We start from the raw sequence: 16,363 nt of genomic DNA on the forward strand, positions 1-16,363 counted from the left end.
TGGGTGCGGCCCGGACAGCTGAGCTGTCCGGGCCGCACCGCTACAACCACTTGCGCTTGGCCGCCTGGTAGGCGAGGCCGGTGCGGGTGTCCACGCCGGCCAGGACCATCATCCGGTCGAGCCGGCGCTGGACCGTACGACGGCTGATGCCGAGCTGCGACGCGATCGACTTGTCCGGTACGCCGGCCACCATCAGTGACAGCAGGAAGCGCTCGGAGCCGTCCAGCCCTTCGCCCTCCTCCGCCTCGTCCGGCTGGAGCTTGACCGGCGTCGCCGCCTCCCAGTGGCTCTCGAACAGCGCCAGCAACGCGTCCAGCAGCTGGCCGCGACCGATGATCGCCGCGGTCGGCTCACCGATCGCCGCCTCGTCGTCGCGGACCAGCGGGCAGATCGCCGTCGCCCGGTCCACGATGGCCAGCCGGACCGGAAGGGTCGGCAGCGTCCGGGCCTCTTCACCCCAGCCGATGCCCTCGGCGATGGTGTCCAGCTCGCCCGGCGTCTCCAGCAGGGCCCGCTCGTAGATGGCCCGGTAGCGCACGCCGCGGCTCAGTGCGCCGTACTCCTCGGTGTTCTCGGCGCCCTGCATGGCCAGCGGGTTGGCCCGGCAGAACCAGAGGATCTCCTCCCGCGCCGACTCCTGCAGGTCGCGCAGGCGGTCCCGCAGCGCGTCCGCACCGACGATCACCTCGACCAGGTGGTGGGCGTCCCGCCGGCTCGCACTGGCCCGGAACTCCTCGCTCAGCGACGCGACGGTCTTCCGGGCCGACTCCAGCGACTCCTGGCGGCGCAACAGCGTCATGCCGAGGGCCACGTCGGGAGGCAGCGGCCGGAACACCGGGTCGTCGCCCGGCAGTACGGCGACCAGCCCCTTCGCCTGCAGCCGCTGTAGCAGCTCGTCGACCTCCTGCTGCGGCAGCTCCGCGACCTCGGCGAGCTCAGCGGCCCGCGCGACCGACAGACCGACCAGCAACCGGTACGCCTGTTCTTCCCGGGCGTCCAGCAACGCGTTGTCCTGCATCCGCCCCACCTCCCGTGCTCGAAGCACAACCTAAGCAGGCCGTACGGCGCAGTGGCGAGCAGGGCGGCTTCCATCCGGCACTGCTGGGCCACATCGGCCGCCTGGCACTCCTGGCACGAGAGTGCCATCACGTTTCGGTCAGGACGCCGTCACTACCGGTGTACCGCCAGCCGCTCCCCGCCCGAGCCCGTGAAGAGAGATCCCCATGACTGTCACCGACTTCGCCGGAATCCTCGGCCTGGTTGCCGCCGCCGTCCTCGCCGCCTGGATGCTCCTGGGCGCCAACACCACCCCTCACCGCGGCGACCCCCGCCACTCCGCCCCCGGCACCGAACCCCGCCCGGCCCGCCACCGGGCCACGTCGGGAGGCAAGCTGCAGCGGATCTTCCGCTAGCGGCGCAGCCCCGCGATCAGGAGGCCGACCAGCCGGCGGGCGTCGTACCGGGGATTGTTGCCGGCTCCCGCGCAGAGGCCGCCGACGCCGCGCATCAGCTCGGACGCGTCCTGCCCGGCCCGGATCTCGCCGGCGCCGGCCGCGGTCTCGAGGAGTTCGGTGCAGACAGGCACGAGCCGCTCGAGGAAGTACGAGTGCAGGGGGTCGTAACAGGGATCGTCGGACTGCAGTACGGCGGCGAGGCCCTGCTTGGTGACGACGAAGTCGACGAACTGGTCGATCCAGCGCTCCAGCGCGGCGTACGGCGTCGCGCTGGTCTTCAGCAACGCCGGCCCGGCCGCGGCGAGGCTCTCGACCTGGTGCCGGTACACGGCGACGATCAGGTCCGCCCGGGTGGGGAAGTGGCGATAGATCGTGGCGGTCCCGACGCCGGCCTCGGCCGCGATGTCGCGGATCGGCGCCTCCACGCCCGAGGTGACGAACACCGCGGCGGCCGCGTCGAGCAGCGTCTGCTCGTTGCGCCGCGCGTCCGCGCGTTTCGGGCGGACGCGCTGACCCGCCGGTTCGATGCCGTCCACCGCGCCTCCAGACCCGTGATTGCTAACCGGGACAGTGTCCCATATCGTGAAGCGGGACAGCGTCCCGTTTAAGTCGGGAGGCAGCGACCACGATCGGAGCACAACCATGTCGACCTATCTGCTGGTGCACGGCGCCTGGCACAACGGACAGTGCTGGGAGCGGGTGGTGCCGTGGCTCGCCTCGGCCGGGCACCAGGTCTTCACGCCGTCGCTGACCGGCTACGGCGACAAGGCGCACCTGCTGGGCCCCGAGGTCGGGCTCGACACGCACGTCGACGACATCGTCGGGCTGATCCTCGAGGAGGACCTGACGGAGGTGGTGCTCGTCGGACACAGCTACGCCGGGCTGGTCATCTCGTCCGTGGCCAACCAGCTTCCGGACCGGATCGCCGAGCTGGTCTATCTCGACGCGATGGTCCCTGAGGACGGCGAGAGCGCGGTCGACGTCCTCCCCGTGACACAGGTCATGATCGACCTCGCCACGTCGTCCGGCAGTGGCTGGCGCGTTCCACCGATGCCCGAACTGCCGGCGCCACTGGGCCTGTTCGGGGTCACGGATCCGGACGACGTCGCCTGGTTGCGCACGATGCTGTCGGACCAACCGGTGCGATGCCTGCAGCAACCGGTCCGGCTGGACAACCCTGACGTGCACAAGATTCCGCGGACCCACATCCACTGCACCGTGAAGCCGGAGGGCTTCGAACGGCGTCCCGTGCCGGCGGTGCAACCCGACGGCAGCCCGTCACAGGTGTGGGAGTTGGCCACCGGGCACGACTGCATGATCACCGCGCCGGGCGAACTCGCGGAGTTGCTGCTGAAGCTCGGCTGATCCGCGAATGTGACACAGCTCTCGCGCCGACGAGGCCCGGAGACCGGTGGTCCCGGGCAAACAAAAAGTCCCGGTCGGGTGAGACCGGGACTTCGGTACTGCTTGTGCGCGAGGGGGGAGTTGAACCCCCACGCCCTTTCGGGCACACGGACCTGAACCGTGCGCGTCTGCCTATTCCGCCACCCGCGCGCTGGCTGTTTCCGGCCTGTCGAAGCGCCATCCCCAACCGAGGGAAAACACTAGCATGCCTTCTGACCGACTCTTGCATTGCGGGTTGGGTCGAACCTCCCGATACGATCGATCGTCGTACCGGGTGTGGCCACCGCCAGCTCGGAGGCCACGACGTACGGCGTGCCTGCCCATGGCGCCGGACGGCAAGCACGATCGTTGGTGCTGACCTGGCGCCAGCCGACGACCGACGTGGAGGAGGACGCGTGCGACCGCTGCAGCGCTTCGAACGGCGCCTGGAGGGCATCGTGAGCGGTGTCTTCGCGCGCGCGTTCAAGGGCGACGTCGAGCCGATCGAGCTCGCCGCCGCGCTCAAACGCGAGATCGACAACACCGCCCGGATCCTGTCCCGGGACCGCCGGCTGGTGCCGAACCACTTCACCGTCGAGCTCGGCCCGGAGGACTTCGAGCGGCTGAACGCCTACGGCCGCACGCTGAACCACGAGCTCGCGAACGAACTCCGCGACCACGCGGACATCCAGCGCTACACCTTCTCCGGACCGATCGAGATCGAGTTGACCCAGCAGGACGACCTGCCGACCGGCAAGTTCCGCGTCGTCAGCCAGACGGTCGGGGCGCAGCGCTCCCGTCCCCAGCCGCCCCCGCCGCCGCAGGAGTACGCCGACCCGTACGGCGGCGAGACCGTGATGCAGAGCGCGCCTCCGCCGCCCCCGGCGCCGGCGCCGATCCGCCGCGGTCACCCGCAGGTGATGCTCGAGGTGAACGGCCGCCGCCGCCCGGTGAACCCGCCCGGCGTCGTGCTCGGCCGCGGCACCGACGCGGACATCCAGATCAACGACCCGGGCGTCTCCCGCCGGCACGCCGAGATCCGGCTGATGCCGGAAGGCCCCGGCGGGGTGCGCGTGGTGCTGGTCGACCTGGGTTCCACCAACGGCACGCTGGTGAACGGCCGCCGCGCCGCGGAGGCCGACCTGGTCGACGGATCGACCGTACGGATCGGGAACACGACGATGACGCTGCGCCTGGCGGACGAGCCGATCGCCCAGCCGCCGAGCAGCGGGTGGTGACCGGACTTTCATGTCGGAACTGACGCTGACCCTGATCAAACTGGGGTTCCTGGCCCTGCTGTGGATGTTCGTCCTGGCGGTGCTGTCCGTGATCCGCTCGGACCTGTTCGGCGCCAAGGTGGACAGCCGTGCGCTGGCCCCGGCGGCGCCGGCGGCCGGACGGACCCCGAAACCGGTCAAACCGAGCAAGAAGAAGAAGGGCCTGCCCGGTTCGGTGACCATCGCCGACGGTCCGCAGGCCGGGGTCGGCGCGACCCTGCACGAGGAGCCGGTCGTGATCGGCCGCGGCTCGGACTGCCAGATCCGCCTCGACGACGACTACTCCTCCACCCGGCACTCCCGGCTGTTCCTGTCCGAGGGCCAGTGGTGGGTCGAGGACCTGGGGTCCACCAACGGCACCTACCTGGACGGCCAGCGGGTCACCCGCCCGGTCCCCGCCGAGATCGGCGGCTCGATCCGGATCGGCCGGACGACGTTGAACATCGCGAAGTAGGCCTGAGTCCATGACCTTGTCGCTCGACTACGCAGCACTGTCCGACGTCGGACGGGTCCGCCGCAACAACGAGGACTCCGCGTACGCCGGTCCGCACCTGCTGCTGCTCGCCGACGGAATGGGCGGCGCGGCCGCCGGTGAGGTGGCCAGCGCGGCCGCCGTCCAGGTGATCCGCCGGCTGGACACCGCGACGATCACCGGCGAGGACATGATCGAGGCGCTGGCCGGCGCCGTGCACCGCGCCAACGAGCGGCTCTCGGAGCTGGTCGAGGAGGACCCCGAGCGCGAGGGCATGGGCTCCACCGTGACCGCGCTGATGTTCGACGGGCAGCAGCTCGGCCTGGCCCATCTCGGCGACTCGCGCGCCTACCGGATGCGCGACGGCCGCCTGCAGCAGCTCAGCCACGACCACACGTTCGTCCAGTCGCTGGTCGACGAGGGCCGGATCTCCCAGGAGGAGGCCTTCACCCACCCGCACCGGAACCTGATCCTCCGGGTGCTGGACGGCCGCCCCGACTCCGACCCGGACCTGCAGATCCTCGACGTCCAGGCCGGCGACCGGCTGCTGCTGTGCAGCGACGGCCTGCCGGACTACGTCAGCGACGACGTCATCTCGGCCGCGATGGCCGACGGTACGCCGGACTCGGTCGTCGTCGACCTGATCACGCACGCGCTCGAGGCCGGCTCGAACGACAACGTCACCTGCGTCGTCGCCGACGTGGTCGAGACCGACCCGGCCAGCGGCTCCAGCGCCCAACTGGTCGGTGCCGCGGCCGAGCTCGCCCAGGGCGGGTCGGGCGGCGAGCACACCATGGTCGTCCGCGCCGCGACCGGCGGGGACGGCGAGGGCGGCGGCGCCGGCGGCCACGTCGACCCCGAGGAGTTGCGGTACGCCCCGCGCCCGCCGAAGCGGTTCCTCTGGCTGCGCCGGCTCGGCGTCCTGGTCGTCGTCCTGGCGATCATCGTCGGCGGCGGCTGGTTCGCCTACAGCTGGACCCAGAAGCAGTACTACGTCGGCACCGACGGCGACTACGTGGCGATCTTCAAGGGCGTCGACGAGCAGATCCCGGGCCTCACGCTGACCAGGGTGTACGAGCAGAAGACGCTGCAGGTCGACAAGCTGCCGACGTACAACCGCGAGCAGGTCGAGGGCAACATCCAGGCCGGCGACCTCGCCGCGGCGCAGGAGATCGTCGCCGAGCTGCAGCGCGCGGCCGACGAGTGCGCCGCGCAGCAGAAGCCGCCGACCCCGACGCCGCGGCCGACCACGCCGCCGGCCAGTGGCAAGCCGCCGGCGACCACTCCGGCGAAGCCCCCGGCCAGCACGCCCGCTTCGACCCCGGCGACGCCCGGCGACGGCGCGGCCGGCCCGGACGACTGTGACGGGGTCCGATGAGCATCGCCTCCACGTCGGTCATCCAGATCATCCCGCGGACCCGCCGCGGGGTGGAGCTGATGCTGCTGATCATCGCGATCGCGGTGTCGGTCGCGGCGTACGTCAACATCGGCCTGACCGTGCAGAACAAGATCCCGGCCAGTACCGGGTACTACGCCGCCGGGATCGGCCTGCTCGCGCTGATCGCCCACATGGCGCTGCGGTACCGCGCGCCGTACGCCGACCCGGTGATCCTGCCCTGCGCCGTCCTGCTGAACGGGCTCGGCGTGGCGATGATCCACCGCGTCGACCTCGGCCTGCAGGCCGCCGCCGAAGCCGCCGGCACCAAGCCGCGCGGACCGGCGGCGCCGCAGCAGATCACCTGGACGGCCGTCGGCATCATCTTGTTCCTGGTGGTGATCCTGGTCGTCCGGGACCACCGCCGCCTGCAGGCGTTCACCTACACCGCCGGCCTGGTCGGTCTGGTGCTGCTGGTGCTGCCGCTGATCCCCGGCCTCGGCGCGGACATCAACGGCGCCAAGATCTGGATCCGCCTGGCCGGGATGTCGTTCCAGCCGGGTGAGTTCGCGAAGCTCTGCCTGGTGATCTTCTTCGCCGGGTACCTGGTGGTGAAGCGCGACGTGCTGACCCTGGCCGGGCACCGGTTCCTCGGTCTCGACCTGCCCCGGGCCCGCGACCTCGGCCCGATCCTGATCGCCTGGGGCGTCAGCCTCGGCGTCCTGATCTTCGAGAAGGACCTCGGCTCCTCACTGCTGTTCTTCGGCCTGTTCCTGTTCCTGCTGTACGTCGCGACCGAACGGGCCGGCTGGCTGATCATCGGTGGCCTGCTGTTCGCCGGCGGCGCGTTCTTCGCCGCGCAGACCTTCGGCCACGTGCAGAAGCGGGTCGCCGACTGGCTGCACCCGTTCCACGAGGTCGGCGGTCAGGTCTCGACCGCGCTGATGGGCCAGGCCTGGGGCGGGCTGCTCGGCCGCGGCCTCGGCCAGGGCCGGCCGGAGATCGCGCCGCTGCGCTTCTACGGCCAGAGCGACTTCATCATCTCCTCGTTCGGCGAGGAGCTCGGCCTGACCGGGCTGATCGCGATCATCCTGGTCTACACGCTGATCATCGAGCGCGGCCTGCGCACGGCGCTCGGCTGCCGGGACATCTTCGGCAAGCTGCTCGCGACCGGCCTGGCGATGTCGTTCGCGCTGCAGGTGTTCGTGATCGTCGGTGGCGTCACCGGGCTGATCCCGCTGACCGGTCTGGCCACGCCGTTCATGGCCCTGGGCGGTACGGCGCTGATCGCGAACTGGGCGATCATCGCGCTGGTGCTGCGGATCAGCGACCAGGCCCGCCGGCCGCAGACCCCCGCGGCGCCGGTGTCCGACGAGACGATCGCGATGGCGGTGCAGAAGCAGTGAACTCAGCAATCCGGCGGCTCGCCGTGGCCGCGATCGTCCTGATGCTCGCGCTGATGGCGAACTCGACGTACCTGCAGGCGTTCAAGGCGAACGAGATCAACGGCCGCAACGACAACCGGCGGGTCCGCGACGCGCAGTTCTCGATCGACCGCGGCCCGATCCTGATCGGCAACACGCCGGTCGCGGAGTCCAAGCCGTCCAACGACCGGTTCGAGTTCCAGCGCGAGTACGCCGTCGGTCCCGTCTACGCGCCGGTGACCGGGTACTACTCGTTCCTGTACGGCCGGCTCGGCATCGAGCTGAGCCAGAACTCCCAGCTGAACGGCTCCGACCCGTCGCTGGCCTTCCGCCGCGTGGTCGACGTGATCACCAACCGCAAGCAGCAGGGCGCGGCCGTCTCGCTGACGCTGAACGCGAAGGCCCAGATCGCGGCGTACAAGGGACTGGCCGGCAAGAAGGGGGCCGTGGTCGCGATCGAGCCGAAGACCGGCAAGGTCCTGGCGCTGGTCTCGCGGCCGTCGTACGACCCGAACGAGCTGGCCGCGCACGACCTGGACAAGGTCGGGGCGTCCTGGAAGAAGTTCACCGAGGACCCGAGCAAGCCGATGTCGAACCGGGCCGTCCGCGAGCTCTACCCGCCGGGCTCGACGTTCAAGCTGGTGACCGCCGCGGCGGCGCTGTCCAGCGGCCGGTACAACCCGGAGACCAAGGTCCGCTCTCCTGCCCAGCTGGAGCTGCCGCAGACCACCACCCCGCTGGTGAACGAGAACCGCCGCAACTGCGGTGGCAGCGACAACGCCACGCTGACGGTCGCGCTGCGGAACTCGTGCAACACCGCCTTCGGCTCGGTCGGCCTGGACCTCGGCGCGGACGCGCTGCGCGAGCAGGCCGAGAAGTTCGGCTTCGCCGAGCGGCAGCTGCCCGAGCTGGGCGCGGTCGCCAGCCAGTTCCCGGCCGACCCGAACCCGCCGCAGGTCGCGCAGTCCGCGATCGGCCAGTTCGACGTCCAGGCCACGCCGCTGCAGATGGCGATGGTGGCGGCCGGGATCGCCAACCAGGGCGACGTGATGAAGCCGTACCTGGTGCAGAACGTGCGGACCGCGGACCTGAAGACGATCTCGGAGACCAAGCCGGAGTCGCTGCACCAGGCGGTCACGCCGGAGGTCGCGAGCCAGCTGACCCAGATGATGGTCGACGTGGTCCAGAACGGCACCGGCAAGCCGGGCCAGATCAGCGGCGTCCAGGTGGCCGGCAAGACCGGTACGGCGCAGACCGCCAAGGACCGGCCGCCGTTCGCCTGGTTCACCGCGTTCGCCCCGGCCGACGACCCGCAGGTCGCGGTCGCCGTGATGATCGAGGACGCCAATGTCCCGCGCGACGACATCGCCGGCGGAAAACTCGCCGCGCCGATCGCGAAGGACGTCATGGAGGCGGTGTTGGGCCGGTGACGACGATGCGAAATGATGCCGTCACGGTGTGTCGAACCAGCGGGGGTTCATCGGTGGCTTTGGCTACGGTGGGCGAATTGCACGTGTTGTGGCCAGGAACGATCCGCGCAGGTTGGAAGGCAGAGCAATGACATCGCAGGCACGTCTCGTCGGCGGGCGCTACGAGGAAGGCGAACCGCTGGGACGGGGAGGCATGGCCGACGTCCGCAGGGGCGTCGACAACCGGCTCGGCCGGTCCGTCGCGATCAAGCGGCTCCGGGTCGACCTGGCCAGCGACTCCACCTTCCAGGCCAGATTCCGGCGCGAGGCGCAGTCGGCGGCCTCGCTGAACCACCCGACCATCGTGTCGGTCTACGACACCGGCGAGGAGCCGGACCCGAACGGCTCCGGCATCACCATCCCGTACATCGTGATGGAGCTCGTCACCGGCAAGACGCTGCGCGACCTGATCCGCGAAGGCCGCAAGATCATGCCCGAGCGCGCCCTGGAGATCACCTCCGGCGTGCTCGAGGCGCTCGACTACAGCCACCGGGCCGGCATCGTGCACCGCGACATCAAGCCCGGCAACGTGATGCTGACCCCGCAGGGCCAGGTCAAGGTGATGGACTTCGGCATCGCCCGCGCGGTCGCCGACACCACCTCGGACATGACCCAGACCGCGGCCGTGATCGGCACCGCGCAGTACCTGTCGCCCGAGCAGGCCCGCGGCGAGACCGTGGACGCCCGCTCCGACCTGTACTCGACGGGCTGTCTGCTGTACGAACTGCTCACCGGCCGGCCGCCGTTCGTCGGCGAGTCACCGGTCTCGGTGGCCTACCAGCACGTCCGGGAGCAGCCGGTCCCGCCGTCCTCCTTCGACCCCGACATCCCGCCGGAGGTCGACGCGGTCGTGCTGAAGGCGCTGGCCAAGAGCCGCGAGGAGCGCTACCAGAGCGCGTCGGAGATGCGCCAGGACATCCACCGGGTGCTCGCCGGACAGCAGGTGACCGCGCCGATGGCAGCGGTCGGGGAGACCCGGGCGATGGCCGCCACGGCGGCGGCGCCGATGGCGGCCACCCAGGCGTACCGGCAGGCCCCGTCCGACGACCTGCTCCCGCCCGACGACGGCCTGGACGAGGCCGAGGCCGCGCGGGCCCGGCGTAACCGCGGACTCGCGTACTTCCTGCTCGGCCTGGCGATCGTCGCCGTGGCGGTGCTGGTCTACGTGCTGATCAACAACGGGAACAAGGACAACAACGGGACGCCGGACGTCACCCAGGTCGCCGTGGTGGACGTGAAGGGCAGGACGCTGCCGGAAGCGACGGCAGCGCTCACCGCCCAGGGGCTGAAGGTCACCTCGACCGGCGCCGCCAGCACGAGCGTCCCGAAGAACCAGATCATCAGCCAGAACCCGACCGCCGGCACGATGGCCGACAAGGGTTCGACGGTCTCGGTGGTGGTGTCCAGCGGACCCACGTCGTTCGCGGTGCCGAACGTGGTCGGCAAGTCCACGAAGGAGGCGCGCGAGCTGCTGGAGGCGCCGCCGGCGAACTTCAAGGTCGCCGACAAGGTGAACACGGTCGACGACGAGGCCGCGAAGGGGACCGTGCTCGGTTTGGACCCGGACCCGAGCGGCAAGTACCCGAGCGGCCAGGTGTTCACGCTGACGGTGTCCAGCGGATCGGTGAAGGTCACCGTCCCGGACGTCACCAAGCAGAACCAGGACGACGCGGGCAACGCGCTGAAGGCGGCGGGGCTGAACGTCGGCTACGAGAACGCTCCGCCCGGCTCGAACCAGCCCGAGGGCACGGTGGTCTCGCAGAGCGTCGCGCCGGGTACGAAGGTGGACAAGGGCACCAAGGTGATCATCCGCATCGCCGTCGCCCCGACCGAGCCGACCGACCCCCCGACGACCACACCCACCGGCGACCCCACGGGCGACCCGACCGGTGACCCGACCGACCCGCCGACCATCGGCCTCCCGGGCGGCGGCGGAGCGGCCTCGGGCCGTCTGCCGTAGTACTCGGACAACAGAAAGACCGCGGTCCCCGAGAGGGTGCCGCGGTCTTTTTTTGTTGGTCTTCTCAGCTGACGACGGGGGCCATGCCGGCGGAGCGGGCGACGGCTTCGGGGTCGCCGCAGGTCGACAGCCAGTTGGCGAGCATGCGGTGGCCGCCTTCGGTGAGGACGGACTCGGGGTGGAACTGGACGCCCTCGACCGCGATGTCCTTATGGCGGGCGGCCATGATCACGCCGGCCTCGGTGCGGGCGGTCACCTGGAGCACGTCGGGGACGCTATCCTGGGCGATCGCGAGCGAGTGGTACCGGGTCGCGGTGAACGGCGACGGCAGTCCGGCCAGCACTCCGGCGCCCTCGTGGAACACCTGGCTGGTCTTGCCGTGCAGCAGCTCGTCCGCGCGGCCCACCACGCCGCCGTACGCGACACCGATCGCCTGCAGGCCCAGGCAGACCCCGAAGATCGGGACCTGACCACCGGCCTGCTTGACGATGTCGACGCAGGCACCGGCCTCCTCGGGCGTCCCCGGCCCGGGCGACAGCAGCACGCCGTCGTACGCCGTGGCCTGCTCGGGCGTCACCTCGTCGTTGCGCAGCACCGTGGTGTCGGCCTGCAGCTGCTGCAGGTACTGCACCAGGTTGTAGACGAAGGAGTCGTAGTTGTCGACGACGAGGATGCGCGGCATGACCAGAGCCTACTTCGAAAGTCGCCGCGGGCCGGAGTCAGCGGCCGGTGCCGGACGGGCTCACGGTGGGCGTCTTGGCGAAGCCCGGCACCGTCGCGCTCTGCAGGTCGAGCGTGCCCTCGTACGCCGGCATCGCGATGCTCGACTGGGTCTTCACCTCGTAGCCGAGCTGGAACTTCACCACGTAGTCCTGCAGGTTCTCGATGTACTTCGAGTCGTCCAGCGACTGCTGCAGCTTGCGCCGGTCGCCGATCGCGGTGATCCGGTACGGCGGCAGGTACGGCACGCCGTGCAGGACGACCGAGTTGCCGACGCACTTGATCCCGGTCGTGGAGATCACCCGGTGGTCCTGGATCGAGATCGCGTCGGCGCCGCCGGCCCACAGCGCGTTGACCACCGCCTGGATGTCCTGCTGGTGGATCACCAGCCAGTCCGCGTCGACGTCCGGGTTGTCCTTGACCACCTCGGGCGGCGCGTCCTTCAGCGTGACGGTCAGCCCGGGCCCGGTCACCGGCGTCGTCCCGACCGCGACCGACAGCTCCTGGAGCTGCTTGGTCAGCTTGGGCGGGAACGAGCCCTGCTGAGCGCGCAGCTTGTCGATGTCGCCGCTCAGCGCGGCGTGCTGCCGGGTCAGGCTCGCGCTGCGGCGGCTCTGTTCCTCGACCAGGCCCGCGAGCGTAGTGTTGCGACTGGGACGGAGGTCGGTGCCACGGGCGTTGGTGGCGCTGGTCGCGAACAGCAGGCCGGCGCACAGCAGGGCCAGCGGCGCACCCGCGCGCCAGAGCGAAAATCGCCGCAGCCTACTCACTCGTGACCCCCATGCTCCCGTCTGCACTACGCTAACCGAGGCCAGACCCGTCGGTGTGGCTGGTGGCAGCCTCGCGAACCGAGGGACCACCACTCACCTTAGTGTCCGCTACAAGGAGCCCAAGTCGTGCCCGAGTCGAGCAGTCGCGAAAAGAAGAAGAAGTCGGCCGCGGAGAAGCCGCAGAAGACTCCGAAGAAGCCCCGCACCTCCAGCCGCCCGTGGGTCGCGCCGCTGATGCTCGGCTGCTGGCTGCTCGGGCTGATCTGGCTGGTGGTCTTCTACGTGGCGGGCCAGGACATCCCGTTCATGAACGACCTGGGCAACTGGAACCTGCTGATCGGCATGGGCCTGATCGCGGTCGGCTTCGTCGTCTCCACGCAGTGGATCTGACCTCTTCGAACTGACCTGCAGCGCGGACCTCAGCCGGCGAACGGGCGCAACCGGCTCAGGTCCGCGCTCAAGTTATCCACAGCCGTATCCCCAGCTGTGCACAGCTTTCCCGGGATTCATCCCCAGGTTTTCCCCGGGTTGTGCACCGTTTTCGGCCGAAAAAGAGCCATATCTGTGGATTGTTGAGGTTTGATCACCATGTTGTCCACAACTGGGGAAGACGGCTTCCCGGTGATCAGCCGCCCAGGAGCTCGGCCAGGAGCTGCTTGAACCCGGCAGGGACCTGGTGCCCTTCGGCCGGCAGGATCCTGGTCTTCACGCCGAGCGCTGCGAGCGGTGCGCCGGTGACGGTTTCGAGCAGGTCGTCCTCCGAGCCGATCCAAGCGACGGCCGGGGACAGAGAGTTCGCGGCTGCCGGCGGTAGGGCGCGGAGCGCCGGGGCAAGAGCCAGTACGCCGTCCGCGCGCTGCGGCAGCCCGGTGAGCGCCCAGTCGAGCGCCGAACGACCGCCGGCCGAGAAGCCCGCGGCGATCAGGGGCAAGGCCTTGAGCTCGTCCGGTAGCTGGGTGAGAGCGCGGGCGATGTCCTCACGTGCGGCCTGAGGGTCTGGCCAGGTGCGGTACATCGGGGACATCAGCTGCGACGACTCGACGCAGATCAGGGCGCAGCCGAGGTCGAGCACCGGCGCCCAGTCGCGCGCCGCGTGCGTCGCGCGCTGTCCGGCGCCGTGGAGTGCGACTACGACTCGCTGGGGAGCAGCACCCAACCGGACCACCGGCGGCGTGGCGTCCGTGGTCCGGCGTTCGCGGCTGAGGGCGAGCACCTGGCCGAAGCCGGGAAGCTGCTGCAGGCCGGCCAGGTCGTCGTCCTCGGTGAGGATCGACTCGGCCCACCAGGCACCGGCGTCGGTCGCCTGCTGGAGTACGGCGAGCGCCTCGTCGGCGCGGCCGAGCGAGCCGAGCAGGCACGCCCGGAGGTGGGCGAGCTCGGCCGTCCACGGGGTCAGGTCGTCCGCTGCGTCCATCAGGGCGAGCGCTTCGGCCTGGCGGCCGTCGTCGTACAGGGCGGCGACCTCGTCGGTCAGGGCGTCGTAGCGGTCTTCGGCAGGGTCCACCCGGGGATCTTCGCAGCCGCCCGCAGAATCTACGCAGACATATACGTAGACACCTACGTAGGGCATATGTATAGTTCTACGTAGAAGGAGACACCACATGCCGAACAAGACGATCTACGTGTCCGACGACGACCTGGCGCTCTACAAGCGCGCGCAGGAGATCGCCGGGAACCTGTCCTCCGCGATCTCGACCGCGCTCCGGCGGTACGTCGAGATGGAGGAGGGCCGGCTCGAGGGGTACGACGAGATCACCGTGCGGGTCGGCCGGGGCGCCGGCCGCAAGCAGCGGTTCTCCGGCGTACTGCTGGCCGAGGGAGGACGCTCGAGCAAGGACGGTTACGAGGCCTTCAAGGTCTACCGCAGCCGGACCGGCAAGTTCGTCCTGCACGCCGACCGCCGCGACCAGTACAAGCAGGGCGCGACCAAACCCGCCGGCACCGACGACGGCGGCTGGCGGAGCTGGATCGGGACCCTTGGCCTGACCGACTCCTCGTGGAGCATGGCGCAGGGCGAGGCAACGCTGTACGTCGTCGAGACCGTCGCCGAGCTGCGGGAACTGATCCCCGACGACCTCTACGCCCTGGTCGAGGAGGCGGCGAACCAGCCCGCCGTCGAGGACCTCGACATCTGAACCAGCTGGACAACTGAACCACCGTTCCCCGGCGGCCCGAGGCCGTCCGGTCTGATCCGCACACCCTCCTTCTGATCCGTTCGGGCCCGCGCCCGGTCCCGGCGCGAGCCTGCCCGAAAACACCACCCCAGATCCCCCGGCGGCGCGAGCCTGCCCGAAAACAAGGCGAGGAACCATGACACCAGCGATCGAGGTCCGTGGACTGCACAAGTCCTACGGCGACCAGCGGGTGCTCGACGGCATCGACCTAACCGTTGCCCAAGGCACCATCTTCTCCCTGCTCGGCCCGAACGGCGCCGGCAAGACCACCGTGGTGAACATCCTGTCCACGTTGATCACCGCCGACGCCGGCGAGGTCCGGATCGACGGCACCGACCTGAGTGCCGCGCCGGACGCGGTCCGCGCCGCGATCGGCGTCACCGGCCAGTTCTCCGCGGTCGACGGTCTGCTCACCGGCGAGGAGAACCTGTGGCTGATGGCCGACCTGCACCACCTCGGCAAGGCCGCCGGCCGTCGCCGGGCCACCGAGCTGCTGGAGCAGTTCGACCTGGTCGAGGCCGGAAAGAAGACCGCGATGTCGTACTCCGGCGGCATGAAGCGCCGGCTCGACCTGGCGATGACGCTGGTCGGCGACCCGCGGATCATCTTCCTGGACGAGCCGACCACCGGGCTCGACCCGCGCAGCCGGCACAGCATGTGGCAGATCATCCGCCAGCTGGTCGCCGGTGGCGTGACGGTCTTCCTCACCACGCAGTACCTGGAGGAGGCCGACCAGCTGGCCGACCGGATCGCCGTCCTCGACCACGGGCAACTGGTGGCGCAGGGCACCCCGGAGGAGCTGAAGCGCCTCGTCCCCGGCGGTCACGTCCGGCTCCGGTTCACCTCGCCGGACGAGCTCGACCTGGCGGCCCGCGTGCTGCCGACCGGCGTACCGGATCACAGCGCGCTGGTCCTGCAGGTCCCGAACGACGGTCGCGTGCAGTCGCTGCGCGACCTGCTCGCCCGGATCGACGACGCCTCGCTCGAGGTCGACGAGCTGACCGTGCACACCCCCGACCTCGACGACGTCTTCTTCGCCGTCACCGGTCACCCCACCGACGAGAAAGTGACGAGCCGATGAGTACGACGACCGTGCAAACCTCTGGCCACCCCTTGGCCGACACTGCCACGATGCTGCGCCGCAACCTGCGGCACCAGCAGCGCTACCCCGGCATGACACTGAGCACGCTGATCAGCCCGGTGATCATGCTCCTGCTGTTCGGACTCGTCTTCGGCAAGACGTTCCAGGCCGGCATCGGCGGCGCCGGCTTCGACTACCTCGACTTCCTGGTGCCCGGCCTGCTGCTGGTCACGCTGGGTTCGGGCACCGTCCCGACCGCTGTCGCCGTCTGCACCGACATGACCGAGGGCATCGTCGCTCGCTTCCGGACGATGGCGATCTTCCGGCCGTCGGTCCTGTCCGGCCACGTGATCGGCAGCCTGCTGCAGACGCTGGTCAGCGTCGCGCTGCTGATCGGCGTCGGTCTCCTGATGGGCTTCCGCCCGACCGCGTCGTTCGGCGAGTGGCTGCTCGCGACCGCCCTGATCGTCGGTACGGCGGTGGCGCTGACCTGGCTGGCCGTCGCGCTCGGCCTGACCTCGAAGACTCCGGAGGCCGCGAGCAACGTGGTGCTGCCGTTCAGCCTGATCCTGCCGTTCCTCAGCAGCACCTTCGTCCCGATCGAGTCGATGCCGTCCGGCATCCGCTGGTTCGCGGAGTACCAGCCCTACACGCCGATCATCGAGACCCTGCGCGGACTGCTGATCGGTACGCCGTACAGCGCCTCCGACGCCTGGCTCGCCGCGGTCTGGTGCGTCGTGGTGACCCTCGGCGGCTACTTCTGGTCCCGCCGCTCCTACAACCGGGGAACAGCGGCCTGACCTG

17 protein-coding genes and 1 tRNA gene are annotated in these 16,363 nt (G+C 70.2%); 12 read left to right on the forward strand and 6 right to left on the reverse strand.

Going from position 1 to position 16,363, the window contains the following annotated elements; translation table 11 throughout:
* Positions 1-40 precede the first annotated feature (40 nt).
* The gene (locus ABD235_RS23565; protein ID WP_344177572.1) at positions 41-1,018 is read right to left on the reverse strand and encodes a helix-turn-helix domain-containing protein; all 978 of its coding nucleotides are present in this window, start codon (positions 1,016-1,018) and stop codon (positions 41-43) included.
* 205 nt (positions 1,019-1,223) lie between these two features.
* On the opposite strand from ABD235_RS23565, the gene ABD235_RS23570 reads away from it, so the two are divergent.
* Positions 1,224-1,412 (forward strand): hypothetical protein, encoded by a 189-nt coding sequence (locus ABD235_RS23570; protein ID WP_344177574.1) that lies wholly within the window; start codon positions 1,224-1,226, stop codon positions 1,410-1,412.
* On the opposite strand, the gene ABD235_RS23575 is transcribed toward ABD235_RS23570, so the two are convergent.
* Positions 1,409-1,990: a TetR/AcrR family transcriptional regulator gene (locus ABD235_RS23575; protein ID WP_344177576.1), complete on the reverse strand. Its 582-nt coding sequence runs from the start codon at positions 1,988-1,990 to the stop codon at positions 1,409-1,411. The two genes, ABD235_RS23570 and ABD235_RS23575, sit on opposite strands and share 4 nt — an antisense overlap.
* Before the next feature lie 106 nt (positions 1,991-2,096).
* Here ABD235_RS23575 and ABD235_RS23580 point away from each other — a divergent pair, with 106 nt between their 5' ends.
* Positions 2,097-2,819, forward strand: coding sequence for an alpha/beta fold hydrolase (locus ABD235_RS23580; protein WP_344177578.1), 723 nt, complete (start codon positions 2,097-2,099; stop codon positions 2,817-2,819).
* Between the two features lie 105 nt (positions 2,820-2,924).
* Here ABD235_RS23580 and ABD235_RS23585 read toward each other — a convergent pair.
* Positions 2,925-3,008, reverse strand: a tRNA-Leu gene (locus tag ABD235_RS23585).
* A gap of 245 nt (positions 3,009-3,253) precedes the next feature.
* On the opposite strand from ABD235_RS23585, the gene ABD235_RS23590 reads away from it, so the two are divergent.
* The 6 genes from ABD235_RS23590 (at position 3,254) to pknB (ending at position 10,814) form a co-directional block, all read left to right on the forward strand.
* Positions 3,254-4,075 carry an FHA domain-containing protein gene (locus tag ABD235_RS23590; protein ID WP_344177580.1) on the forward strand — a complete coding sequence of 274 codons (822 nt, stop codon included), beginning with the start codon at positions 3,254-3,256 and terminating at the stop codon, positions 4,073-4,075.
* 10 nt (positions 4,076-4,085) lie between these two features.
* Entirely contained in the window at positions 4,086-4,568 is a 483-nt protein-coding gene (locus tag ABD235_RS23595) for an FHA domain-containing protein FhaB/FipA (RefSeq protein ID WP_344177582.1), read from the forward strand.
* 10 nt (positions 4,569-4,578) lie between these two features.
* Positions 4,579-5,964, forward strand: coding sequence for a PP2C family protein-serine/threonine phosphatase (locus ABD235_RS23600; RefSeq protein WP_344177584.1), 1,386 nt, complete (start codon positions 4,579-4,581; stop codon positions 5,962-5,964).
* Positions 5,961-7,367, forward strand: a complete 1,407-nt coding sequence (locus ABD235_RS23605) for an FtsW/RodA/SpoVE family cell cycle protein (RefSeq protein ID WP_344177586.1) — start codon at positions 5,961-5,963, stop codon at positions 7,365-7,367. Before ABD235_RS23600 ends, ABD235_RS23605 begins: the two co-directional genes overlap by 4 nt.
* Entirely contained in the window at positions 7,364-8,815 is a 1,452-nt protein-coding gene (locus tag ABD235_RS23610; RefSeq protein WP_344177588.1) for a peptidoglycan D,D-transpeptidase FtsI family protein, read from the forward strand. Before ABD235_RS23605 ends, ABD235_RS23610 begins: the two co-directional genes overlap by 4 nt.
* A gap of 127 nt (positions 8,816-8,942) precedes the next feature.
* On the forward strand, positions 8,943-10,814 hold the full coding sequence (gene pknB, locus ABD235_RS23615; protein WP_344177590.1) for a Stk1 family PASTA domain-containing Ser/Thr kinase: 1,872 nt from the start codon (positions 8,943-8,945) through the stop codon (positions 10,812-10,814).
* A gap of 64 nt (positions 10,815-10,878) precedes the next feature.
* Here the strand turns inward: pknB and ABD235_RS23620 are convergent, their stop codons facing one another.
* Positions 10,879-11,496: an aminodeoxychorismate/anthranilate synthase component II gene (locus ABD235_RS23620; RefSeq protein ID WP_344177592.1), complete on the reverse strand. Its 618-nt coding sequence runs from the start codon at positions 11,494-11,496 to the stop codon at positions 10,879-10,881.
* 37 nt (positions 11,497-11,533) lie between these two features.
* On the reverse strand, positions 11,534-12,304 hold the full coding sequence (locus ABD235_RS23625) for a DUF881 domain-containing protein (RefSeq protein WP_344177594.1): 771 nt from the start codon (positions 12,302-12,304) through the stop codon (positions 11,534-11,536).
* 126 nt (positions 12,305-12,430) lie between these two features.
* On the opposite strand from ABD235_RS23625, the gene ABD235_RS23630 reads away from it, so the two are divergent.
* Positions 12,431-12,694, forward strand: coding sequence for a cell division protein CrgA (locus ABD235_RS23630; protein WP_344177597.1), 264 nt, complete (start codon positions 12,431-12,433; stop codon positions 12,692-12,694).
* A gap of 235 nt (positions 12,695-12,929) precedes the next feature.
* Here ABD235_RS23630 and ABD235_RS23635 read toward each other — a convergent pair whose 3' ends face one another.
* Positions 12,930-13,808: an alpha/beta hydrolase gene (locus ABD235_RS23635; protein WP_344177600.1), complete on the reverse strand. Its 879-nt coding sequence runs from the start codon at positions 13,806-13,808 to the stop codon at positions 12,930-12,932.
* Between the two features lie 97 nt (positions 13,809-13,905).
* On the opposite strand from ABD235_RS23635, the gene ABD235_RS23640 reads away from it, so the two are divergent.
* The 3 genes from ABD235_RS23640 to ABD235_RS23650 all read left to right on the forward strand — a co-directional run bounded on the left by ABD235_RS23640 (position 13,906) and on the right by ABD235_RS23650 (position 16,359).
* On the forward strand, positions 13,906-14,439 hold the full coding sequence (locus ABD235_RS23640) for an EXLDI protein (RefSeq protein WP_344177603.1): 534 nt from the start codon (positions 13,906-13,908) through the stop codon (positions 14,437-14,439).
* Positions 14,440-14,614: 175 nt separating this feature from the next.
* Entirely contained in the window at positions 14,615-15,559 is a 945-nt protein-coding gene (locus ABD235_RS23645; RefSeq protein WP_344177606.1) for an ATP-binding cassette domain-containing protein, read from the forward strand.
* Between the two features lie 50 nt (positions 15,560-15,609).
* A complete protein-coding gene (locus tag ABD235_RS23650) occupies positions 15,610-16,359 on the forward strand; it encodes an ABC transporter permease (RefSeq protein WP_344177608.1) in 750 nt (249 codons plus the stop codon).
* Positions 16,360-16,363: the final 4 nt, after the last annotated feature.

The sequence above is a fragment of the Kribbella lupini genome, from assembly GCF_039529595.1.
In the GTDB taxonomy this organism is placed as follows: domain Bacteria; phylum Actinomycetota; class Actinomycetes; order Propionibacteriales; family Kribbellaceae; genus Kribbella; species Kribbella lupini.